This is a genomic window from Anaeromassilibacillus sp. An172 (assembly GCF_002160515.1).
Classification (GTDB): domain Bacteria; phylum Bacillota; class Clostridia; order Oscillospirales; family Acutalibacteraceae; genus Limousia; species Limousia pullorum.
Genome location: NZ_NFKS01000004.1, coordinates 45001 through 62873, shown reverse-complemented (window position 1 = coordinate 62873; position 17873 = coordinate 45001). Strand labels below are relative to the sequence as shown.

At 40.9% G+C, this 17873-nt stretch carries 21 protein-coding genes; 9 read left to right on the top strand and 12 right to left on the bottom strand.

Translation table 11 applies throughout. From position 1 onward, the window contains the following. The first annotated feature begins 171 nt into the window (after positions 1 to 171). Both B5F08_RS03160 and B5F08_RS03155 read left to right on the top strand, forming a co-directional pair. Positions 172 to 1419: a leucine-rich repeat protein gene (locus B5F08_RS03160; protein ID WP_087376381.1), complete on the top strand. Its 1248-nt coding sequence runs from the start codon at positions 172 to 174 to the stop codon at positions 1417 to 1419. A gap of 354 nt (positions 1420 to 1773) precedes the next feature. After that, positions 1774 to 2445 carry a response regulator transcription factor gene (locus B5F08_RS03155; protein WP_087376380.1) on the top strand — a complete coding sequence of 224 codons (672 nt, stop codon included), beginning with the start codon at positions 1774 to 1776 and terminating at the stop codon, positions 2443 to 2445. 166 nt (positions 2446 to 2611) lie between these two features. Here the strand turns inward: B5F08_RS03155 and B5F08_RS03150 are convergent, their stop codons facing one another. The 12 genes from B5F08_RS03150 to B5F08_RS03095 form a co-directional block, all read right to left on the bottom strand. Further along, positions 2612 to 3097, bottom strand: coding sequence for a GNAT family N-acetyltransferase (locus B5F08_RS03150; RefSeq protein WP_087376379.1), 486 nt, complete (start codon positions 3095 to 3097; stop codon positions 2612 to 2614). 98 nt (positions 3098 to 3195) lie between these two features. After that, complete coding sequence (locus B5F08_RS03145) at positions 3196 to 3657, bottom strand: ATPase (protein ID WP_087376378.1); 462 nt, start codon at positions 3655 to 3657, stop codon at positions 3196 to 3198. After that, positions 3647 to 4150, bottom strand: coding sequence for a pantetheine-phosphate adenylyltransferase (gene coaD, locus B5F08_RS03140; protein ID WP_087376377.1), 504 nt, complete (start codon positions 4148 to 4150; stop codon positions 3647 to 3649). Before coaD ends, B5F08_RS03145 begins: the two co-directional genes overlap by 11 nt. Before the next feature lie 34 nt (positions 4151 to 4184). Then, entirely contained in the window at positions 4185 to 4739 is a 555-nt protein-coding gene (rsmD, locus tag B5F08_RS03135; RefSeq protein ID WP_087376376.1) for a 16S rRNA (guanine(966)-N(2))-methyltransferase RsmD, read from the bottom strand. A gap of 102 nt (positions 4740 to 4841) precedes the next feature. After that, a complete protein-coding gene (gene uvrC, locus B5F08_RS03130; RefSeq protein ID WP_087376375.1) occupies positions 4842 to 6686 on the bottom strand; it encodes an excinuclease ABC subunit UvrC in 1845 nt (614 codons plus the stop codon). A gap of 85 nt (positions 6687 to 6771) precedes the next feature. Further along, positions 6772 to 7035: an HPr family phosphocarrier protein gene (locus tag B5F08_RS03125; RefSeq protein WP_087376374.1), complete on the bottom strand. Its 264-nt coding sequence runs from the start codon at positions 7033 to 7035 to the stop codon at positions 6772 to 6774. Positions 7036 to 7287: 252 nt separating this feature from the next. Beyond that, the gene (gene trmD / locus B5F08_RS03120) at positions 7288 to 8052 is read right to left on the bottom strand and encodes a tRNA (guanosine(37)-N1)-methyltransferase TrmD (RefSeq protein WP_087376373.1); all 765 of its coding nucleotides are present in this window, start codon (positions 8050 to 8052) and stop codon (positions 7288 to 7290) included. Next, complete coding sequence (gene rimM / locus B5F08_RS03115; protein WP_087376457.1) at positions 8042 to 8554, bottom strand: ribosome maturation factor RimM; 513 nt, start codon at positions 8552 to 8554, stop codon at positions 8042 to 8044. Before rimM ends, trmD begins: the two co-directional genes overlap by 11 nt. A gap of 95 nt (positions 8555 to 8649) precedes the next feature. Beyond that, on the bottom strand, positions 8650 to 8883 hold the full coding sequence (locus B5F08_RS03110) for a KH domain-containing protein (protein WP_087376372.1): 234 nt from the start codon (positions 8881 to 8883) through the stop codon (positions 8650 to 8652). 39 nt (positions 8884 to 8922) lie between these two features. Further along, positions 8923 to 9165 carry a 30S ribosomal protein S16 gene (gene rpsP, locus B5F08_RS03105; protein WP_087376371.1) on the bottom strand — a complete coding sequence of 81 codons (243 nt, stop codon included), beginning with the start codon at positions 9163 to 9165 and terminating at the stop codon, positions 8923 to 8925. Between the two features lie 86 nt (positions 9166 to 9251). Continuing rightward, on the bottom strand, positions 9252 to 10637 hold the full coding sequence (gene ffh, locus B5F08_RS03100) for a signal recognition particle protein (protein ID WP_087376370.1): 1386 nt from the start codon (positions 10635 to 10637) through the stop codon (positions 9252 to 9254). A 35-nt stretch (positions 10638 to 10672) separates the two neighbouring features. Beyond that, positions 10673 to 11026: a sigma factor-like helix-turn-helix DNA-binding protein gene (locus tag B5F08_RS03095; protein WP_087376369.1), complete on the bottom strand. Its 354-nt coding sequence runs from the start codon at positions 11024 to 11026 to the stop codon at positions 10673 to 10675. A gap of 422 nt (positions 11027 to 11448) precedes the next feature. On the opposite strand from B5F08_RS03095, the gene B5F08_RS03090 reads away from it, so the two are divergent. The 7 genes from B5F08_RS03090 (at position 11449) to B5F08_RS03065 (ending at position 17866) form a co-directional block, all read left to right on the top strand. Beyond that, positions 11449 to 12393 (top strand): PhoH family protein, encoded by a 945-nt coding sequence (locus B5F08_RS03090; protein ID WP_087376456.1) that lies wholly within the window; start codon positions 11449 to 11451, stop codon positions 12391 to 12393. Next, positions 12380 to 12883, top strand: coding sequence for an rRNA maturation RNase YbeY (ybeY, locus tag B5F08_RS03085; RefSeq protein WP_087376368.1), 504 nt, complete (start codon positions 12380 to 12382; stop codon positions 12881 to 12883). Before B5F08_RS03090 ends, ybeY begins: the two co-directional genes overlap by 14 nt. 15 nt (positions 12884 to 12898) lie before the next feature. Continuing rightward, complete coding sequence (locus B5F08_RS03080; RefSeq protein ID WP_087376367.1) at positions 12899 to 13399, top strand: diacylglycerol kinase family protein; 501 nt, start codon at positions 12899 to 12901, stop codon at positions 13397 to 13399. A gap of 155 nt (positions 13400 to 13554) precedes the next feature. After that, positions 13555 to 14460: a GTPase Era gene (era, locus tag B5F08_RS03075; protein WP_087376366.1), complete on the top strand. Its 906-nt coding sequence runs from the start codon at positions 13555 to 13557 to the stop codon at positions 14458 to 14460. 118 nt (positions 14461 to 14578) lie between these two features. Then, positions 14579 to 14764 carry a hypothetical protein gene (locus B5F08_RS13220; protein ID WP_158096196.1) on the top strand — a complete coding sequence of 62 codons (186 nt, stop codon included), beginning with the start codon at positions 14579 to 14581 and terminating at the stop codon, positions 14762 to 14764. After that, the gene (gene recO / locus B5F08_RS03070; protein ID WP_087376365.1) at positions 14706 to 15488 is read left to right on the top strand and encodes a DNA repair protein RecO; all 783 of its coding nucleotides are present in this window, start codon (positions 14706 to 14708) and stop codon (positions 15486 to 15488) included. The genes B5F08_RS13220 and recO overlap by 59 nt, the downstream gene beginning before the upstream one ends. 17 nt (positions 15489 to 15505) lie before the next feature. After that, on the top strand, positions 15506 to 17866 hold the full coding sequence (locus B5F08_RS03065) for an endonuclease MutS2 (RefSeq protein ID WP_087376364.1): 2361 nt from the start codon (positions 15506 to 15508) through the stop codon (positions 17864 to 17866). The last annotated feature ends 7 nt before the right edge of the window (positions 17867 to 17873 follow it).

The following is a 17873-nucleotide window of genomic DNA, read 5'->3' as shown; positions in this document are numbered from 1 at the left end:
GTAACCATTTTCTATACAAGCGTTTAACACGGCAAAATTTTTATTACAATATTATAATTTTTATTGCATATCAATTAAAATTATGCTATACTACAAATATAAAAAGAAACTGTTAATTCTTTTTATAATATATGACTATAAAACACGTTTTGATGGAAAGAAGGGAAAGATATGAAACAGAATTACAAATTCAGACCTTTGCGCTTTGCTTTGGCAGTTTGCCTTGCAGTTTTTATCACTGCATCGGGAACAATATTCGCTTTCGGTGAGGAAAATATCCAGCCGGATTTAGCATCCGCTTCTGAATATGCTTCACGAGAAGATTTTACATATACTGTTGAAAACGGAGCTGTAACGATAACAGGATATACAAATGCTGAAGGTCATGTTTCAATTCCTTCTGAAATAGATGAAATGCCTGTTACCGCAATCGGAAAAGACGCTTTCTTCTCTAACACTGATATTACGGAAGTCACCCTTCCCGATACCATTGAAACAATCAAAAGCGGAGCTTTCTACGGATGCGAAAATCTTAAAGAAATAAATATACCGCAGAGCGTTACAGTAATAGAAAACAATGCATTTACAGACTGCAAATCTTTGGAAGAAATCACAATTCCAAAGGGCGTTTTGAAAATTGAACCTTGGACATTCAGCGGATGTACGAATCTTACAGTGATAAATATCCCGGAAAGCGTAACTGAAATCGGATACGCAGCTTTTGAAAATACCGCATATTTCAACAACAGGGACAACTGGGATAATCACATGCTCTATTTGGGAAATCACCTTATAGCTGTTGACAAAGATATTGAACAGGCAATCCTTAGAGATGAGACCAAAAGTATTACAAATTCTGTTTTTGCCGAGTGTAAAAATTTAACTGAAATAGAAGTTACTCCAAATATTGAAATTATCGGAATTTGCACTTTCGACGGCTGTACAAATCTTGAAGAAATAATTATTTCCGAAGGTATTAAAACCATTGATAAATCAGCATTCCAGTGCTGCGAAAATCTTACAAATGTAACTATTCCTGAAACAGTAACATCTATCGAGTTCAACGCATTTCAGGGATGTACAAACCTCAGCATTATATACATACCCGAAAATGTAACATATATCGATGAAACAGCTTTCGATAACTGCCCCAACCTTACAATTTATGGTGTTAAGGGTTCATACGCAGAAAGATATGCAAAAGAAAATAATATCAAATTCATCGGAGAAAGCATAATCACTTTAGGCGATTACAGCGATGACAATGTTCTGAGCATAGAAGACGCAACTCTTCTCCAGAGAAAGCTTACAAAGAAAGAAGCGTATGACACTCTCAGCATTGCAAACTATGACTTTAACGGTGACGGTGAATTTAACGTGATTGACGTAACTGCAATACAGCTGGCAGTAGCGAAATAACTTTATTATTTCCCTCTGTATTATTATAATAAAAAGTAAAAGCAAGGGCTGATTCGACATTCTCTGTTGAGTCAGCCCTATTTTATATTTTCCTTTTTGTATATTTTCCAGCGAAATCAAGTCAAAAAAAACCTAAAGAATAAATATGCATGAGATACGCATACGTAATGAATGGAATTTTTTTGATTTTCGCAAAAAAAAGGATAAAACTACACGTTTTTTCAATATTGTTTCGATTTTTTATGGTATAATTAAAAAATAAAATAGCGTGTTTAAATGCTATAGACAGGACGTAACAATCAATTATGTCTTACCTTATTACAATCATATTACGAAATGGAATGGGGCGGGATCATGCGATTACTTCTTATCGAAAACGAAAAAAGCCTGTCAGATGCACTGGTCAAAACTTTTGAAAAAGAGAACTTTCTAACCGATTGCGCACATGACGGCGAGTACGGTTTGGACTGCGCTTTAAGCGGTATTTACGACGCAATTATTTTGGACTCTATCCTTCCAAAAATCAACGGACTTGAACTGCTGATACATTTGAGGGAAGGAAATATAAATGTTCCGATTATCCTGATTGCATCACAAGCCGAGCTTGAGGAAAAACAGCAGTCACTCAGCGCTGACGCAGACGACTATCTGACAAAACCTTTTGAACCTAAGGAATTGCTGAAAAGGGTTCGCACGTTGATAAGAGCAAGAACAGCCATTGACTCTGACGACTCTGTCTCCTTCGGTGATCTTGTTTTAAACACAGCCACCGGCGAGATAAGCTGCAACGGGCAAAAAATTAAACTTGGCGGCAAAGAGTATCAGCTCATGGAATTGCTGCTTCTCAACAAGGAAAAGATTATAACAAAAGAACAAATAACGGAAAAAATATGGGGATATGATAACGAGGCAGAATACAATAATTCGGAAGTGTATATGTCCTTTTTAAGAAAAAAACTCAGCAAGCTAAATTCTAAGACAAAAATCAGAGCAATCAGAGGATTAGGCTATACTCTTGCATACTGAAATCATCGCTTAAAAACAACATTACTTCAGACAATTCAACCCTTCTGTTCCCACGTATCATAGCTTTGCATATATATCGACAAAAGGGGTTCTATATATCCGGACACAAAACAAAGGACATTCGAGATAATCGAATGTCCTTTGCCGTTATTTAGTATTTGTTTATTTATTCCTCAGCTGCAAATTTATCAAGGCTTTCACCTGCAAGACGATATGTAGTCCACTCGTCCATTGGAATTGCGCCAACTGATTTATAGAAATTTATACTTGGAGTATTCCAGTCGAGACAGCACCACTCCATTCTCCTGCATTTTCTCTCCACTGCGATTTGGGCAAGCTTTTTAAGCAAGGCCTTTCCGTAGCCCTTGCCTCTGTGTTCAGGTTTTACAAATAAATCCTCAAGGTAAAGACCTGCACGTCCCACAAAGGTGGAGAAGTTGCTGAAGAAAAGGGCAAAGCCAACCACCTCGCCGTTTTCCTCGGCGAAAAGCACATCCACCAGCCCCTTTTGGAAAATCCACTCATCCAAAAGTTCCTCCGTGACCACAACCTGGTCAAGCATTTTTTCATACTCGGCTATATACTTTATAAAATCAAGGATTTTTCCGGTTTCCTCTCGTTTAGCCGGTCTTATAACAAAATTTTCTTTCATGGACAAACAATCCTCTTTTCAATTCAGAATATTATATAAAATAAAATTCCCGCAAACGCACATCCTTTGCGGGAATTATTATTATCTTTCATTGTAAATTATTCCTGGGTCTTCTGAATGGATTTAATCTGCTGTCTTACATTCTTGATGTCTGTGTAATAGCCTGTGATTGAATCGTCAACCTTCTTGAGCAGGTCGTCAACATACTTGTTAGTAACAACCTTCATCTTTGCGTTTTTGTCCTTGGCGTCCGCAATGATTTCGTTTGCCTGCTGTCTTGCAAGTCTGATAATCTCGTGCTGATTAACCATAGCCTTTTTGCGCTCTTCAGCAGCTCTGATAATCTCCTCTGCCTCTCTCTTGGCGTCTGCAATTATCTGATTTCTGTCAGCAACAATAGACTTTGCCTGACGGAATTCCTGTGGAAATTCCTGCTCTATTTCCTCGATGATATCGAGAACATTATTTGTGTCCACAAGAGCTTTACCGCCGGAAAAAGGCATACCCTTTGCTGTTTCCATAATATCTCTGAGTTCAGTAATCAATCCATCAACCTTCATCTTTCATCTCTCCTTGCGATAATCTTTTTAATATTTCGCCATGTATGCATGACGGAACAAAGGTGCTTATATCTCCCCCCAGCGATGCTACCTGCTTGACTATGCTGGAGCTGAGATACATATTCTCCTGACTTGTGGTCAGAAAAACGGTTTCCAGATTTGGATTTAATTTTTTATTGATAAGGCACTGTTGAAATTCATACTCAAAGTCAGAAACGGCCCTAAGACCCTTTACAACAGCCGTCGCATTTCTTTCTTTAGCATACTCGGCAAGCAGTCCCGTAAATCCTACAATTTCAACATTGTCGATGCCCTTTGTGGCCTTCTTTAAAAGTTCTATTCTCTCTTCGATTGTGAAGCTTGGCTTTTTAGCCAGATTAGTGAGAACCGCAACGATAACGTGGTCAAAAAGTTTTGAAGCTCTTGTAATTATATCCAAATGTCCCAAAGTAACCGGGTCAAAACTTCCCGGACAAATCACTGTTTTGCCCATTATATATCCTCTCTTTTCTACCCGTCAGCAAGAATTACTCCTCTGTCAGCATATCCTTGTGGCGGTACATGGTAACCTTAATTTTGCCGTAACGGTAAGTTCTGTCCACGGTAAAATCACCGCAGTTCTCCGGCAGTTCCTCATCAAGAGGACTTTCGCAGACAATAACTCCTGTCTTCTTAACCGAACCTACAACAAGCTCCAAAGCTTTTTGAAGCAAACCGGTTCTGTATGGCGGGTCAAGAAAGGCTATATCAAATTTACCGGATTTCATCTTTAAAAAACCTATGGAATCCATATTCATAACAGAAGCATTTTCCATAAGTCCGGTGCTTTGGAGATTTTTTCTCACAACGCCGGCGCTTTCTCTGCTTTCATCCACAAAAACTGCGCCTGCAGCTCCTCTGCTGAGGGCTTCAATTCCCATTTGACCGCTGCCTGCAAACAAATCCAAAAACAGTCTTCCCTCAATTTCAAACTGCAAAGCGGAGAAAATAGCCTCCTTAATTCTATCCGCAGTAGGTCTTACATCTTCTCCAGTAAGTGTTTCAAGGCGTCTGCCTCTCGCCTTTCCGGTAATTACACGCATATACTTCTCCTTTATACAAATGCATACTACATGGGTTATTATAGCACATAAAAATAATTATTACAACAATTTGTTCCTGTCTATTTAAAAAAATCTCATTTTTTATACATTTTCATCCTCGCTGTCACGATGAAAATAATTATAAACTGACACCGCCGCATTTTTATTCATTTTTGGAGCATTTTCAAGCTCTTCCAAATCTGCTTTTGAAATATTGGAAATTGTTCTAAAATGCTTTAAAAGGGCTTTTGCTCTCATCTCGCCTATTCCGTCGATATCAGTAAGGGAACTGTGGAATGTTCTTTTGCTTCTTTTTCCGTGCATAAAGCTTATTGCAAAGCGGTGAACCTCATCCTGAACAGAGGACACAAAGTTAAAAACACGCCTGTTGTTTCCTATGGCAATTTCCTCGCCGTCGGTGGTTATGGCTCTTGTTCTGTGCTTGCTATCCTTTACCATTCCGAAAACAGCCACGTCAATTCCCAGATTTTTAAGCACCGGCAAAACCGCAGAAACCTGACCTTTACCGCCGTCCAGCAAAATCAAATCCGGAAGTCTGCCGAAGCCTTTTCCGCTTTTGTCTGAAAGATATTCTTTAAAACGTCTTTCCAAAACCTCGCTCATTGAGGCATAGTCGTCCTGTCCCTCAAAGCTTTTTATGGTGAATTTCCTGTATGCTGACTTTAATGGCTTGCCGTTTTCAAATACAACCATTCCGGCTACGTTTTCGCTTCCTCCGAAATTGGAAATATCATAGGATTCGATATACTGAGGGATTTTATCCATTCCCAGTATCTGCCTTAATTCCTCCAAAACGGAATACTCTCTGCCTGTAGCTCCCTTTATCTGAGCGATTCTCTCCGCCGCATTTTGGCGGCACATCTGGGCAAGCTGCGCCTGTTCTCCCCTTTGAGGAACTGTTATATAAACACGGCTTCCTCTTTTTTCGGAAAGCCATTTTTCAAGGATTTCATTGTCCTCCGCTTCGCCGTCAAGGGTAACATTTTTCGGCACAAAGTCCCTCATACCGTAATAGCTTGTTATAAATTCGGTTCTCGCCTCTTTTTCCTCGCCTGGGTCGTCGATTATAAAATGCTCTCTGTCAACAAGCCTTCCGTCGGAAAATCTGAAAACCTCGAAGCATCCCTTTTTTCCGTCGCTCCAGAAGCCTATTACGTCCTGTTCCTTTACGTTCATACTCACAACCTTTTGGCGGTTGTTCATGTTTTTTACAGCTTTTATTCTGTCCCTGATTTTTGCAGCCAATTCAAAATCAAGATTTTCTGCCGCTGTATTCATTCTTTCGGTGAGAAGCTTTAAAGATGTGTTTGAACCGCCCTTGAGAAACTCCAAAGCCTCGTCAATGCTTTCGTTATAATCCTCCAATGAAACCTTTCCTGTGCAGACTCCGCTGCACTGCTTTATATGAAAATTCAGACAGGGTCGCTTTTTGCCGAAATCTTCCGGAAATTTTCTGCTGCATGTGGGGATTTTAAAAATCTTTACTGCTTCGTCCAAGGCGTTTTTTACATAGAAACTGCTCGTATATGGGCCTATATAGGTACAGCCGTCGTTTTCCTTTTGAAAAACCCAGGACAGCCTGCGCCATTTCTCATTTGTCACCCTTATATAGCTGTATCCCTTGTCGTCCTTTAAAAGAATGTTATAGTGGGGCTTGTTCTGCTTGATTAAACTACATTCAAGAATAAGGGCTTCAAACTCGCTGTCGGTGATAATATAGTCAAAGTCAAAAACATTTTCAACCATTCTTCTCACCTTTTCAGGATGGTTGTTTTGTGAGCCGAAATACTGGCTAACTCTGTTTTTCAAAGCTTTCGCTTTTCCTATATATATTATCTCCTGCTTTTTGTTTTTCATTATATATACGCCTGGCTGTAACGGCAGTCCCATGGCTTTTTTTCTCAGTTCTCCCATTTTAGGGTTCATCTTCTCACCTTCCTTTCAAAAACGCTGTAAAAAGAAAAACGGGACGGATAATGCTCCGTCCCAGTAAGTCTTCAATAAAATAAGATTACTCAGCAAAACCAGACTCAACAAGAGCTACAAGACCCTCAACAGCATCTGTTTCGTCAGAACCGTCAGCGCTGATCTTGATTGTTGTTCCGCCGATAATTCCAAGAGAAAGTACGCCGAGAAGGCTCTTAGCATTTACTCTTCTCTCTTCCTTTTCTACCCATACAGATGACTTGTATTCATTTGCCTTCTGGATGAAAAATGTAGCAGGACGTGCATGAAGTCCGGCTTTATTCTGTACTAAAACTTCCTTAACATACATGATAGGACCCTCCCTGAAAATTTAAAAATTCATGTTAAAATATCCTAAATGCTTTAACTTTATTTTCCAGCATTACTATTATAACCGCATTATTTGACAAGGTCAACAGATTATCGTTAAATTCGTACCCATACACGATTAGCAACAAAACGCTGTTGATTTTCTTGTGCAACTCAACCAAAATATTTTTTTAATTTCCATTTATTGAAAAATTACACATTCTCCCTGTCGATAAATAAGGAATATACTCCTTTAATCGGTGTTTATTTGTGTTTTTGACGCCGTTTTTTCCTCGGCAAGACTGTATATTCTTTGCTTTTCTTCCGGTGTTAAATCCAGTTTTTCAAGCAAATCAGGCCTTTTTTGCGCAGTAGATATTAAACTTTGCTCATATCTCCACTTATCCACCTTGGCATGGTCGCCGCTGATTACTACCGGCGGAACTTCAACCCCACGCCACGGATTAGGTCTTGTAAACTGGGGATATTCCAGCATACCGTTATAGTGACTTTCCACCGTGAAGCACTCGTCGTCGCTTAAAACTCCCGGAGCCATTCTGCTTAAAGCGTCCATAAGCACCAAAGCCGGAAGCTCGCCGCCTGTGAGAACATAGTCCCCTATTGATATTTCCTCATCAACATATGCGTCCAGGACACGCTGGTCTACACCTTCATAGTGTCCGCAAAGAATACAAATATTCTCGTTTTTTGATATTTCCTTTATTTTCTGCTGATTTAAAACCTTACCCTGAGGTGACATATATATAAAGTATGGTTTTTCTCCCACCTGTTTACAAATATCCTCAAAGCACAGGGCAATCGGTTCAGCCATAAGCAGCATACCCATTCCGCCGCCGTAAGGTGCGTCGTCCACTCTTTTATGTTTGTCAAAGGCATAATCTCTAAGCTGGTGACATTCTATTTTTAATGCTCCTTTATTTTGCGCCCTTCCTATTATACTCTCCGACATTACATTCTGACACATCTCGGGAAAAAGAGTTATAAGATCAATCCTCATCGTCAAAAATTCCTTTCATGGGAATAATTTTCACAAAACCATCCTTTGGATTTATCTCCTTAACCACATCGTCGATTACCGGCACAAGATATTTTTTATTTTCATTGTCTGTAACCTCGTAAACATCGTTGGCTCCGGTTTTAAAAACATCTGAAATTTTCCCGTAAACACTGCCGCTGTCCATATCAACCACATCAAGACCGATTAAATCCACGATAAAGAAAGTGTCTTCCGGCAAATTGGCATGTTCTCTGTCCATGTAAACAACCTTGCCAAGATATTTATCGGCAGCTTCTATGGTGTCTATACCTGCAATTTTCATTATTGCTATATTTTTATGGGGACGGCTTTTTACCAAAAGCTCTGTTTCGCCGTTTTTAAGATAAACCTTTTTAAGCTTGCTGAAAAACACCGGGGAATCGCACCAGGTTTCCACCCTTACTTCCCCTCTGATTCCGTGTGTTCCCACAATCTTTCCGGCTTCCAAATATTTTTTAAGCATAATGTAATTCCTTTCCGCCATAACGGCAGACATCAAAAGAATTTTTCCACGGTGATAACAAAAAAGAGCAAAGCTTTTTCTTTGCTCTTTTAATATCAGTCGATTTCCACCATAACCTTCTGGTCGTTTCTGATAGCCACGCTGCGTGCTACTGTACGGATAGCCTTTGCAATGCGGCCCTGCTTACCGATAATTCTTCCCATGTCGTCCTCTGCAACGTGGATGTGATAAACCACTGTGCCGTCCTCTTTGGGTTCGTCAACGGTAACGCTAACCTTCTCCGGCTCGTTTACAAGTCCTTTGGCTACGGTCAGCAATAAATTCTCCATAATTTATCTTCCTTTCGGTCAGATGAATTCTTTTCCGAATTAAAGGATGTTATTCTTCTTGAGGAGAGCCTTTACTGTATCTGTTGGCTGTGCACCGTTTGCAATCCACTTCTTTGCAGCCTCAGCGTCGATGTTTACCTCAGCTGGCTTTGCAACAGGATTGTATGTGCCGATTTCCTCGATGAAACGTCCGTCTCTTGGATATCTTGAATCTGCTACTACTACACGATAGAAAGGAGCTTTCTTTGCGCCCATTCTGCGAAGTCTAATCTTTACTGCCATTTGAATTACCTCCGAATTGAGTATTTTTTATTTTAAGATTTACAATTTATATATCCATCCGGATAAAACTCCGGCTGAACTGCTTTTTACATTCCGGGGAAACCGCCGTTTCCGCCGTTATTGCCTCCGTTGAAAGGCATACCGCCAAGTCCCGGAAGTCTGCGGGCTTTTTTCTTTGTTCCGCTTTTTCCGCTGAGCTGGCGCATCATTTTCTGCATCTGCTCGAGCTGTTTCAAAAGTCTGTTGACCTCTTCAACTGTTCTTCCTGAGCCTGCCGCAATTCTTCTCTTTCTTGAAGGATTGATAAGGGAAGGATTTGCTCTTTCCTCAGGTGTCATTGAAAGAATTATTGCCTGTGTCCAGTCAATCTGTCTTTCGTTTATGTCCATGCTGTCTATCTTCTTTTCCATGCCCGGCAGCTTTGAAAGGATTCCCTTTATTGGGCCCATCTTCTTAATCTGCTCGAACTGACCCAAAAGGTCGTTGAAGTCCAGCTTGTTTTTTGTCATCTTCTCTGCAAGCTCCTCCGCCTTTTTGCGGTCAAACTTGCTTTCAGCCTCTTCAATAAGTGTGAGCACATCGCCCATACCTAAAATTCGGCTTGCCATTCTGTCAGGGTGGAAAACCTCCAAGTCCTCAAGCTTTTCGCCCACACCCACAAACTTTATAGGTCTGCCGGTAACTGTCTTTACTGAGAGAGCCGCACCGCCTCTGGTGTCGCCGTCCAGCTTTGTGAGGATTACGCCGGTAATGTCCAAAAGTTCGTTAAAGCTCTTTGCCACATTAACTGCGTCCTGACCTGTCATGGAGTCTATAACAAGAAGTATCTCGTTTGGATTTACTTCTTTTTTAACCTCTTTAAGCTCGTTCATAAGAGCTTCATCTATATGCAGACGACCTGCGGTATCCAAAATAACAATATCGTTTCCGTGGTCCTTTGCATATTTTATTGCCTCTTTGGCAATTTTAACGGGATTTGTTTTTCCCATTTCAAATACAGGGGCGTTTGCCTTGTTTCCCACAACCTTCAGCTGTTCAATAGCCGCCGGTCTGTAAATATCGCAGGCAGCAAGCAATGGTCTGTGACCCTGTTTTTTTAGATATATGGCAAGCTTACCTGAATGTGTGGTTTTACCTGAACCCTGCAAGCCGCACATCATAATAACTGTAGGCGGCTTTGACGCAAAATCAAGTCTTTCGCTTTCTCCGCCCATAAGCTGTGTAAGCTCTTCATTCACTATTTTAATTACCATCTGCGCAGGTGTAAGGCTTTCCATAACATCTGAGCCTATTGCACGTTCAGTAACTTTGTTTGTAAAATCTTTTGCAACCTTGTAGTTTACGTCGGCTTCCAGAAGCGCCATTCGCACTTCTCGCATAGCCTCTTTAACGTCGGATTCTTTAAGCTTTCCCTTATTTTTAAGACGTTTAAACGCATTGCCAAGCTTTTCTGACAAACCCTCAAAAGCCATCTGTTACGCCTCCCGCTGTTCATAGTAGATTTTAATCAAAATTCTTCAACAATTTTTTCCGCAATCTCCTCAATCTTTTTTGCGTCCTCCTGAGGACTCTGTGAGCTTTCAGTAATAATCCTTTCGGAAATAGTTTTTATTTCCTCAATACCGGATTTCACATTGTTGAATCTTTCAAAGAGTTTAAGCTGGCTTTCATATTCCAAAAGCCTCTGTTCTCCTCTTTTTACCAAATCTCTGACGCCCTGCCTTGTTATTCCCATTTCCAGAGAGATTTCAGAAAGGGACAAGTCGTCGTTGTGGTATAAATCCACGGCTTTCCTGATTTTATCGGAAAGCACAGGGCCGTAGAAATCAAACAAAAGGGAAATTCTAATGTCTTTTTCCATTAAAAGCCCTCCCGTTTTCCATGCTGTAAAGTTTTTTTCATTACACCTTGAAGATTATACTATGTTTAAGTGTCTTTGTCAAGCTTTTTTCTTTACTGTTAAACAATAATAACCCCCGAGATACAAAAAAATTCAAATTTACGGAACTTCTGTTAAACAAGGCTTAATTTTTTACACATTGACCATAGTGTTAAAAAAGAAAATAACCAAAATCAGAACAAGTACCAAAAATAAACAACAAAAACAACACTTTTAACATAATACTTTGTGCTAATATACGAATTTTATGTTTTATAAACAAAATTTTTCATTTTTTACTGACAGAACCCTTCAAGTGTGCTATACTTTAACCTGTAGAACTGTTTAAAATTCTTGTGTAATGGAGTTGTTTGCTTACGGAACATATCATCAATATCGACAGAATGGAAACAGCAGTTGCCCTTTTCGGAAGCTTTGACCAAAACATAAAAACCATCGAAAAGGAATATAATGTTTCCGTTTTAATCAGAGGCAGCGAACTTAAAATTTCCGGAGATGCCGAAAACGTAATGAAAGCTGCCAAAGTCATAGACGGTCTTCTTTCCTTTATAAATAAGGGCGAAGCCCTCAACGACCAGAATATCAGATACTGCATGTCCCTTGTAAACGAGGGAAGCGACGAAAAAATCGAAACACTCGCCGGTGACTGTATCTGTATCACAGCGAAGGGCAAACCCATAAAGCCGAAAACTATGGGTCAGAAAAATTATTGCTCCTGTATCAAAAACAACACCATAACCATCGGGGTAGGCCCTGCCGGAACAGGAAAAACCTATCTTGCCGTTGCCATGGCAGTTACTGCTTTTCGTGCAAAAGAGGTAAACCGAATTATTTTGACAAGACCTGCCGTAGAAGCAGGTGAAAAGCTGGGATTTTTGCCCGGCGACCTTCAAAGCAAGGTTGACCCCTATTTAAGACCTTTGTACGACGCCCTTTTTGATATGCTTGGCACGGAGGGTTATCAAAAGTATTTTGAACGTGGAAACATTGAAGTAGCTCCTTTGGCATATATGAGGGGCAGAACTCTTGATGACAGCTTTATCATTCTTGACGAAGCGCAGAACACAACACCGGAACAGATGAAAATGTTCTTAACCAGACTGGGATTCAACTCCAAAATGGTTATCACCGGCGATATTACCCAGATTGACCTGCCGTCCGGTGTGCGAAGCGGACTTAAAGACTGTATAAGGGTGCTGAGAAATGTTGACGACATAGCAAGATGCAACTTCTCCGAAAAAGACGTTGTAAGACACAAGCTTGTTCAGGACATTATCAAGGCATACGAAAAAAACGAGGAGGCAAGGAAAAGGAATGACAGACAATAAAATCAGAGTTATCATCACAAACAAACAAAAAGACATTAAAATCCCCACCGGACTGAGAATGCTCATTCGCAGATGCTGCAACGCAGTTTTGAGAATGGAAAAGTTTGAAGGCTCGGTGGAAGTAAGCGTTACCTTTGTAAACAACGAGCAGATAAAAGAATATAACGCTCAGTACAGAAACAAAAACATTGAAACCGACGTTCTGTCTTTTCCTATGGGCGAAAACGGCGTTTATGACGTAAACCCTGAAACAGGAGCAAAAATTCTCGGCGATATTGTTATCTCCATTGAAAAGGCTCAGGAACAGGCAAAGGCATACGGTCACAGCCTGCAAAGAGAAGTCGGATTTCTCACCGCTCACAGCATGCTTCATCTTCTCGGCTATGACCACGAGAACAACAATCTTGAGCGTGTTAGAATGAGAGAAAAAGAAGAGCTTGTTATGGAGCAGCTGGGACTTCCCGCCTCTTCCAGCTATATTGAGCCTTAACAAATTCCCACTAAAATGAAAAAGCAATTAAAAAGCTTTAAGGTTTCGGCAGAAGGAATACTGTATACATTTTTAAACGAGGGACACATGAGGTTTCACCTGGTGGCGGCTGTATATGTTCTTGTCTTTGCAAATTTCTACAACATGACAAAAACAAAATGGGCGTTGTTGGTTACGGTGATTTTCCTTGTTATGGCGGCAGAAGCTTTCAATACCGCCATTGAAACACTGTGCGACTACTGCACAAAGGAATATCACCCCATGATAAAATCGGTAAAAGACGCCGCTTCCGGCGCAGTTTTGCTGGTATCAATAGGAGCTGCGGCTGTGGGAATTATCCTTTTCTGGGATATTGAAGCATTTAAAAGAATTATTTTTTACTTTGCGGACAATCCCCTGCTTATAATTCCCCTTGCTTTATCGGTTGTTGTTTCCCTTTTGTTTATATGCTTTTTTCCAAGACTGTTTAAAAATAAGAATTTGGACATAGCTCAAAAGCGGGATAAAATCAGTTGACAATTTTTTTCATATAACTAACTCCTTAGAAAGGCTGTTTCTGCACATTACACTTTTGCGGAAACAGCTTTTTTCTTGATTTTTTCTATGATATATCTTAAAATAATACATAAAACAAAAATACAAATTAAATATAGATAAAGAAAGGACTAATTATGCAGAAATCAGCATTTATAGCCATAGTAGGAAGACCAAACGTGGGAAAATCTTCAATCCTCAACGCAATGATAGGACAAAAGGTTGCCATAGTTTCAAATAAACCCCAGACCACAAGAACAAGAATAATGGGCGTTCTCACCGAGGGTGACGACCAGCTTGTTTTCATAGACACACCGGGTATGCACAAGCCAAAAACATCTTTGGGCAAATATATGGTTCGCTCCGTAAACGAATCCGTTTCCGGCGTTGACGCCTGCCTGCTTGTGACAGAGGCCGACAGAGAACCCACACAGACAGAGCTTATGCTCATCGAAAAATTCAAGTCACTTGACCTTCCGGCAATTTTAGCCATTAACAAAATAGACACCCTTAAAAACAAAGAGGTTTTGATGGCACAGATTTTAAAGTATTCAAAGCTTTACGACTTTGCGGCTATCGTTCCTGTTTCCGCCCATGACGGCGACGGAATAAACGAGCTTAAAGAAGCTTTAAAGGAATTTGCCATGGAGGGCGGTCATTTCTTTGAGGAGGACGCTCTCACCGATCAGTCTGAAAGAAACCTTGCCGCAGAAATGATAAGAGAAAAAATTCTCCGCCTTACAGACAGAGAAATCCCCCACGGCACAGCCGTTGTAGTTGAAAAAATGAGAACCCGTGACGACGGAAGCGACATTATGGATGTTGACGCAACAATCTACTGCGAAAAGGACAGCCACAAGGGTATAATCATCGGTAAAGGCGGTTCAATGCTTAAAAAAATCAGCAGTCAGGCAAGACAGGATATGGAAAACTTTTTTGACTGCAGGGTAAATCTCCAAACCTGGGTAAAGGTAAAAGAGGACTGGAGAAACCGTGAGGGACTTTTGAAAAGCTTCGGCTTTGACAAAAGCGACTTTGACTGATAAATCACCCTTATTACAAAATAAAAGCTTTTAAAACAATAAGGTAAATAAAACCAATACAAATAAATCCCTTAATCCTCATGACCTGTGAAGTATAATTATATCACGAGGTGATGATATGACACGGGATAAGAACTGGGAAAGGTTTTGGAATACGGGAAGTGTGCTGGATTATCTGGCATATAAAGGCAAAGAAGAAAACAAGGATTTTTCAAATGCCATTTCCTGTATAACGGAGGCAAAAAATGAGGTTGACCACACATGGTCTGATAGTAAAGGAACAGACAGTAGGAGAAAAGGATAAACTTGTAACCGCAGTAACAGCCGACATGGGTCTGATACGTGCTTTTGTAAAAGGCGCAAAAAATATCAGAAGTCCCAAAGGTGCTGCAACCCAGCTTCTCTGCTATTCACAGCTTGTGGTGTACAGCGGAAAAAACAAGGATACCTTTATAATTGACGAAGCAAAGGTTGTAGATATGTTTTCAAAGCTTCGCAGAAACGTAGAAAACATGTGTCTGGCACAGTATTTTTGTGAGCTCGCCATGCACATCTGCCCCCACGGACAGCCTGTGGAAAATCAACTCAAGGTTATTTTAAACGGTCTGTATCTTCTCTCCGAAAACAAACGTCATCCTCTGCTTGTAAAAGCCTGTGTGGAAATGCGCCTTATGTGCTATGCAGGATATCAGCCACAGCTTACAATGTGCAGCGGATGCGGCTGTTACGAAAGCGACAATATGTACTTTATACCGAGAGAGGGCATATTGACCTGCGACAAGTGCATAAGTCAGGAAAAGCTCCCTTACGCATTACTTTTAGGAAAAGGCGTCACAAGGGCGTTAAGGCACACAATTTACGCCGAGGAAAGCAAGCTTTTTTCCTTTAATCTTCCGGAAGAAAGCCTTATTCTTCTGAACACAGCCACCGAGCAGTTTATGAATTATATGCTTGAAAGGGATTTTCAAACCTTGACCTTTTACAAATTTATGGCGGGCTACTCCAAAACTCCGCCTAAAGTAATATAAGAAATAAAGAGGAAAATATGAACAGACATTATAAAGCCCTTGAGCTTGATAAAATATTAAAAATGCTGGCTGATGAAACCACCTGCGAGGACAGCAGAGTTTTGGCAGAACAGCTTGAACCTGAAACAAATTTGAAAAGAGCGTCTGCACTGTTAAAGGAAACAGACGACGCCTATGTACTCATCGGACGTTTCGGCACTCCATCATTCGGTGGAGTTAAAAACGTCACAAACTCTTTGAGAAGAGCGGAAGCCGGCGGATGTCTTACCGCCTCAGAGCTTTTGAAAATCTCTGAAACACTGAGAATAATCCGTTCCCTTAAAGAGTGGAGAAGCAAGTCTGCGGGAATAGAAACAAGTCTTGATTTCCGCTTTGAGGGACTTTCTCCAAACAAGTTTTTGGAGGACAAAATCAATACCTGCATTTTGTCAGAAGAGGAAATCGCCGACAACGCATCCTCAACACTTTATGATATAAGAAGAAAAATAAGAACCGCTTCATCAAAGGCGAGAGAAATTCTCGACAAAATAATCCACAGCAGTACCTATCAAAAGTACTTGCAGGATTTCATAGTTACCCAGCGTGACGGAAGATTTGTTGTGCCTGTTAAAGCCGAATGTCGTGGAAACGTGCCGGGACTTGTTCACGACACATCATCCAGCGGCGCTACAATCTTCATAGAACCTATGGGCGTTGTTCAGGCAAACAACGATATAAAGGTGTTGCAGGGCAAGGAAGCCGACGAAATCGAGAGAATTTTATTCGAGCTTTCCGCCCTTGCAGGAGGTTTTGCGGACAGCATTTCCGGAAGCTACCACAATTTGGTTGATTTAAACCTTATCTTTGCAAAGGCAAATTTAGGCTACAAGATGAACGCCGTTGTGCCGGAGCTTAACGACCGTGGAATAATTGATTTGAAAAACGCACGTCATCCCCTTATCGCCAAAGATAAGGTTGTACCAACTGATATTTCTCTGGGAAAGGACTTTGACACCCTTGTTATCACAGGTCCAAACACCGGCGGTAAAACAGTTTCACTGAAAACAATAGGACTTCTCTCCCTTATGGCAATGTGCGGACTTATGACACCATGCCGTGAAAACAGCAAGCTTTCAGTTTTCAAAAAAATCCTTGTTGATATAGGCGACGAACAGAGCATTGAACAATCCCTGTCCACATTCTCCGCCCACATGACAAACATTATCGACATAATCAAGGTTGCTGACCGTTCAAGCCTTTGTCTTGTGGATGAGCTGGGAGCAGGAACAGACCCGGTTGAGGGTGCAGCTCTTGCTATTTCAATTCTTGAAAAGCTTCGTTTCTGCGGTTCAAAAATCGCCGCAACCACCCACTATGCAGAGCTTAAAGCCTATGCATTAAAGACAAGAGGCGTTGAAAACGGCTGCTGTGAATTTGACGTAGCTACTTTAAGACCAACATATAAGCTTTTAATAGGCGTTCCCGGAAAGAGTAACGCTTTTGCAATATCCAAAAGACTGGGACTTGACGCAGACATTGTGGCACGTGCCAAAGAGCTTGTTTCCGAGGAAAGCAGAGAGTTTGAAACAGTTGTTGAAACTTTGGAAAACCGCCGTCAAACGCTTGAGCAGAAGATGAAAGAAGCCGACAGGCTGAAATCTCAGGCACGCCGTGAACGTGAAGAAGCAATAAAGGAAAGAAAGCTGATTCAGGAACAGGCGGAAAAGGAAATCGAAAAAGCAAAAGCGGAAGCCCAGGCTATAACCGCCAAAACAAGAGCGGAAGCCTATGCCCTCCTTGATGAAATCGAGAAAATCAAGAAGCAGAAATCCGCAGCAGACGCCGAAAGCAAGGCAAAGCTCAAAAAGAGCATAAAGTCCATGGAAGACCATGCAGACCCAGTGGCAAAATCCGCCGACAACAGCGGCTACACTCTTCCAAGACCTCTGAAAGTGGGCGATACAGTTCTTATTTACGATATAGACAAAAAGGGAACTGTTCTGTCACTGCCTGATAAAAACGGAAACGTACAGGTACAGGCTGGAATCATCAAAACCAGAGTTAAGCTTTCAAATCTGCGACTTGTAGAAGAAGCAAAAGTCACCACAACCCAGACCAGAAAGCCAAGAACCGTCACTAAAAATGTTGATATTCACGCTTCAACGGAAATCGACGTAAGAGGAATGACGGCGATAGAGGCGATAATGGAGGTTGAAAGCGCAATAGACTCCGCCATTCTTTCAAATGTAAACACCTTGACCATAATACACGGAAAAGGAACCGGTGTACTTAGAAAAGAAATTCAAATGCACTTAAAGAGAAACAAATACGTAAAATCCTACAGATTAGGCGTTTTCGGCGAAGGCGAAAGCGGTGTTACAATAGTAGAACTGAAATAAAAGAAAC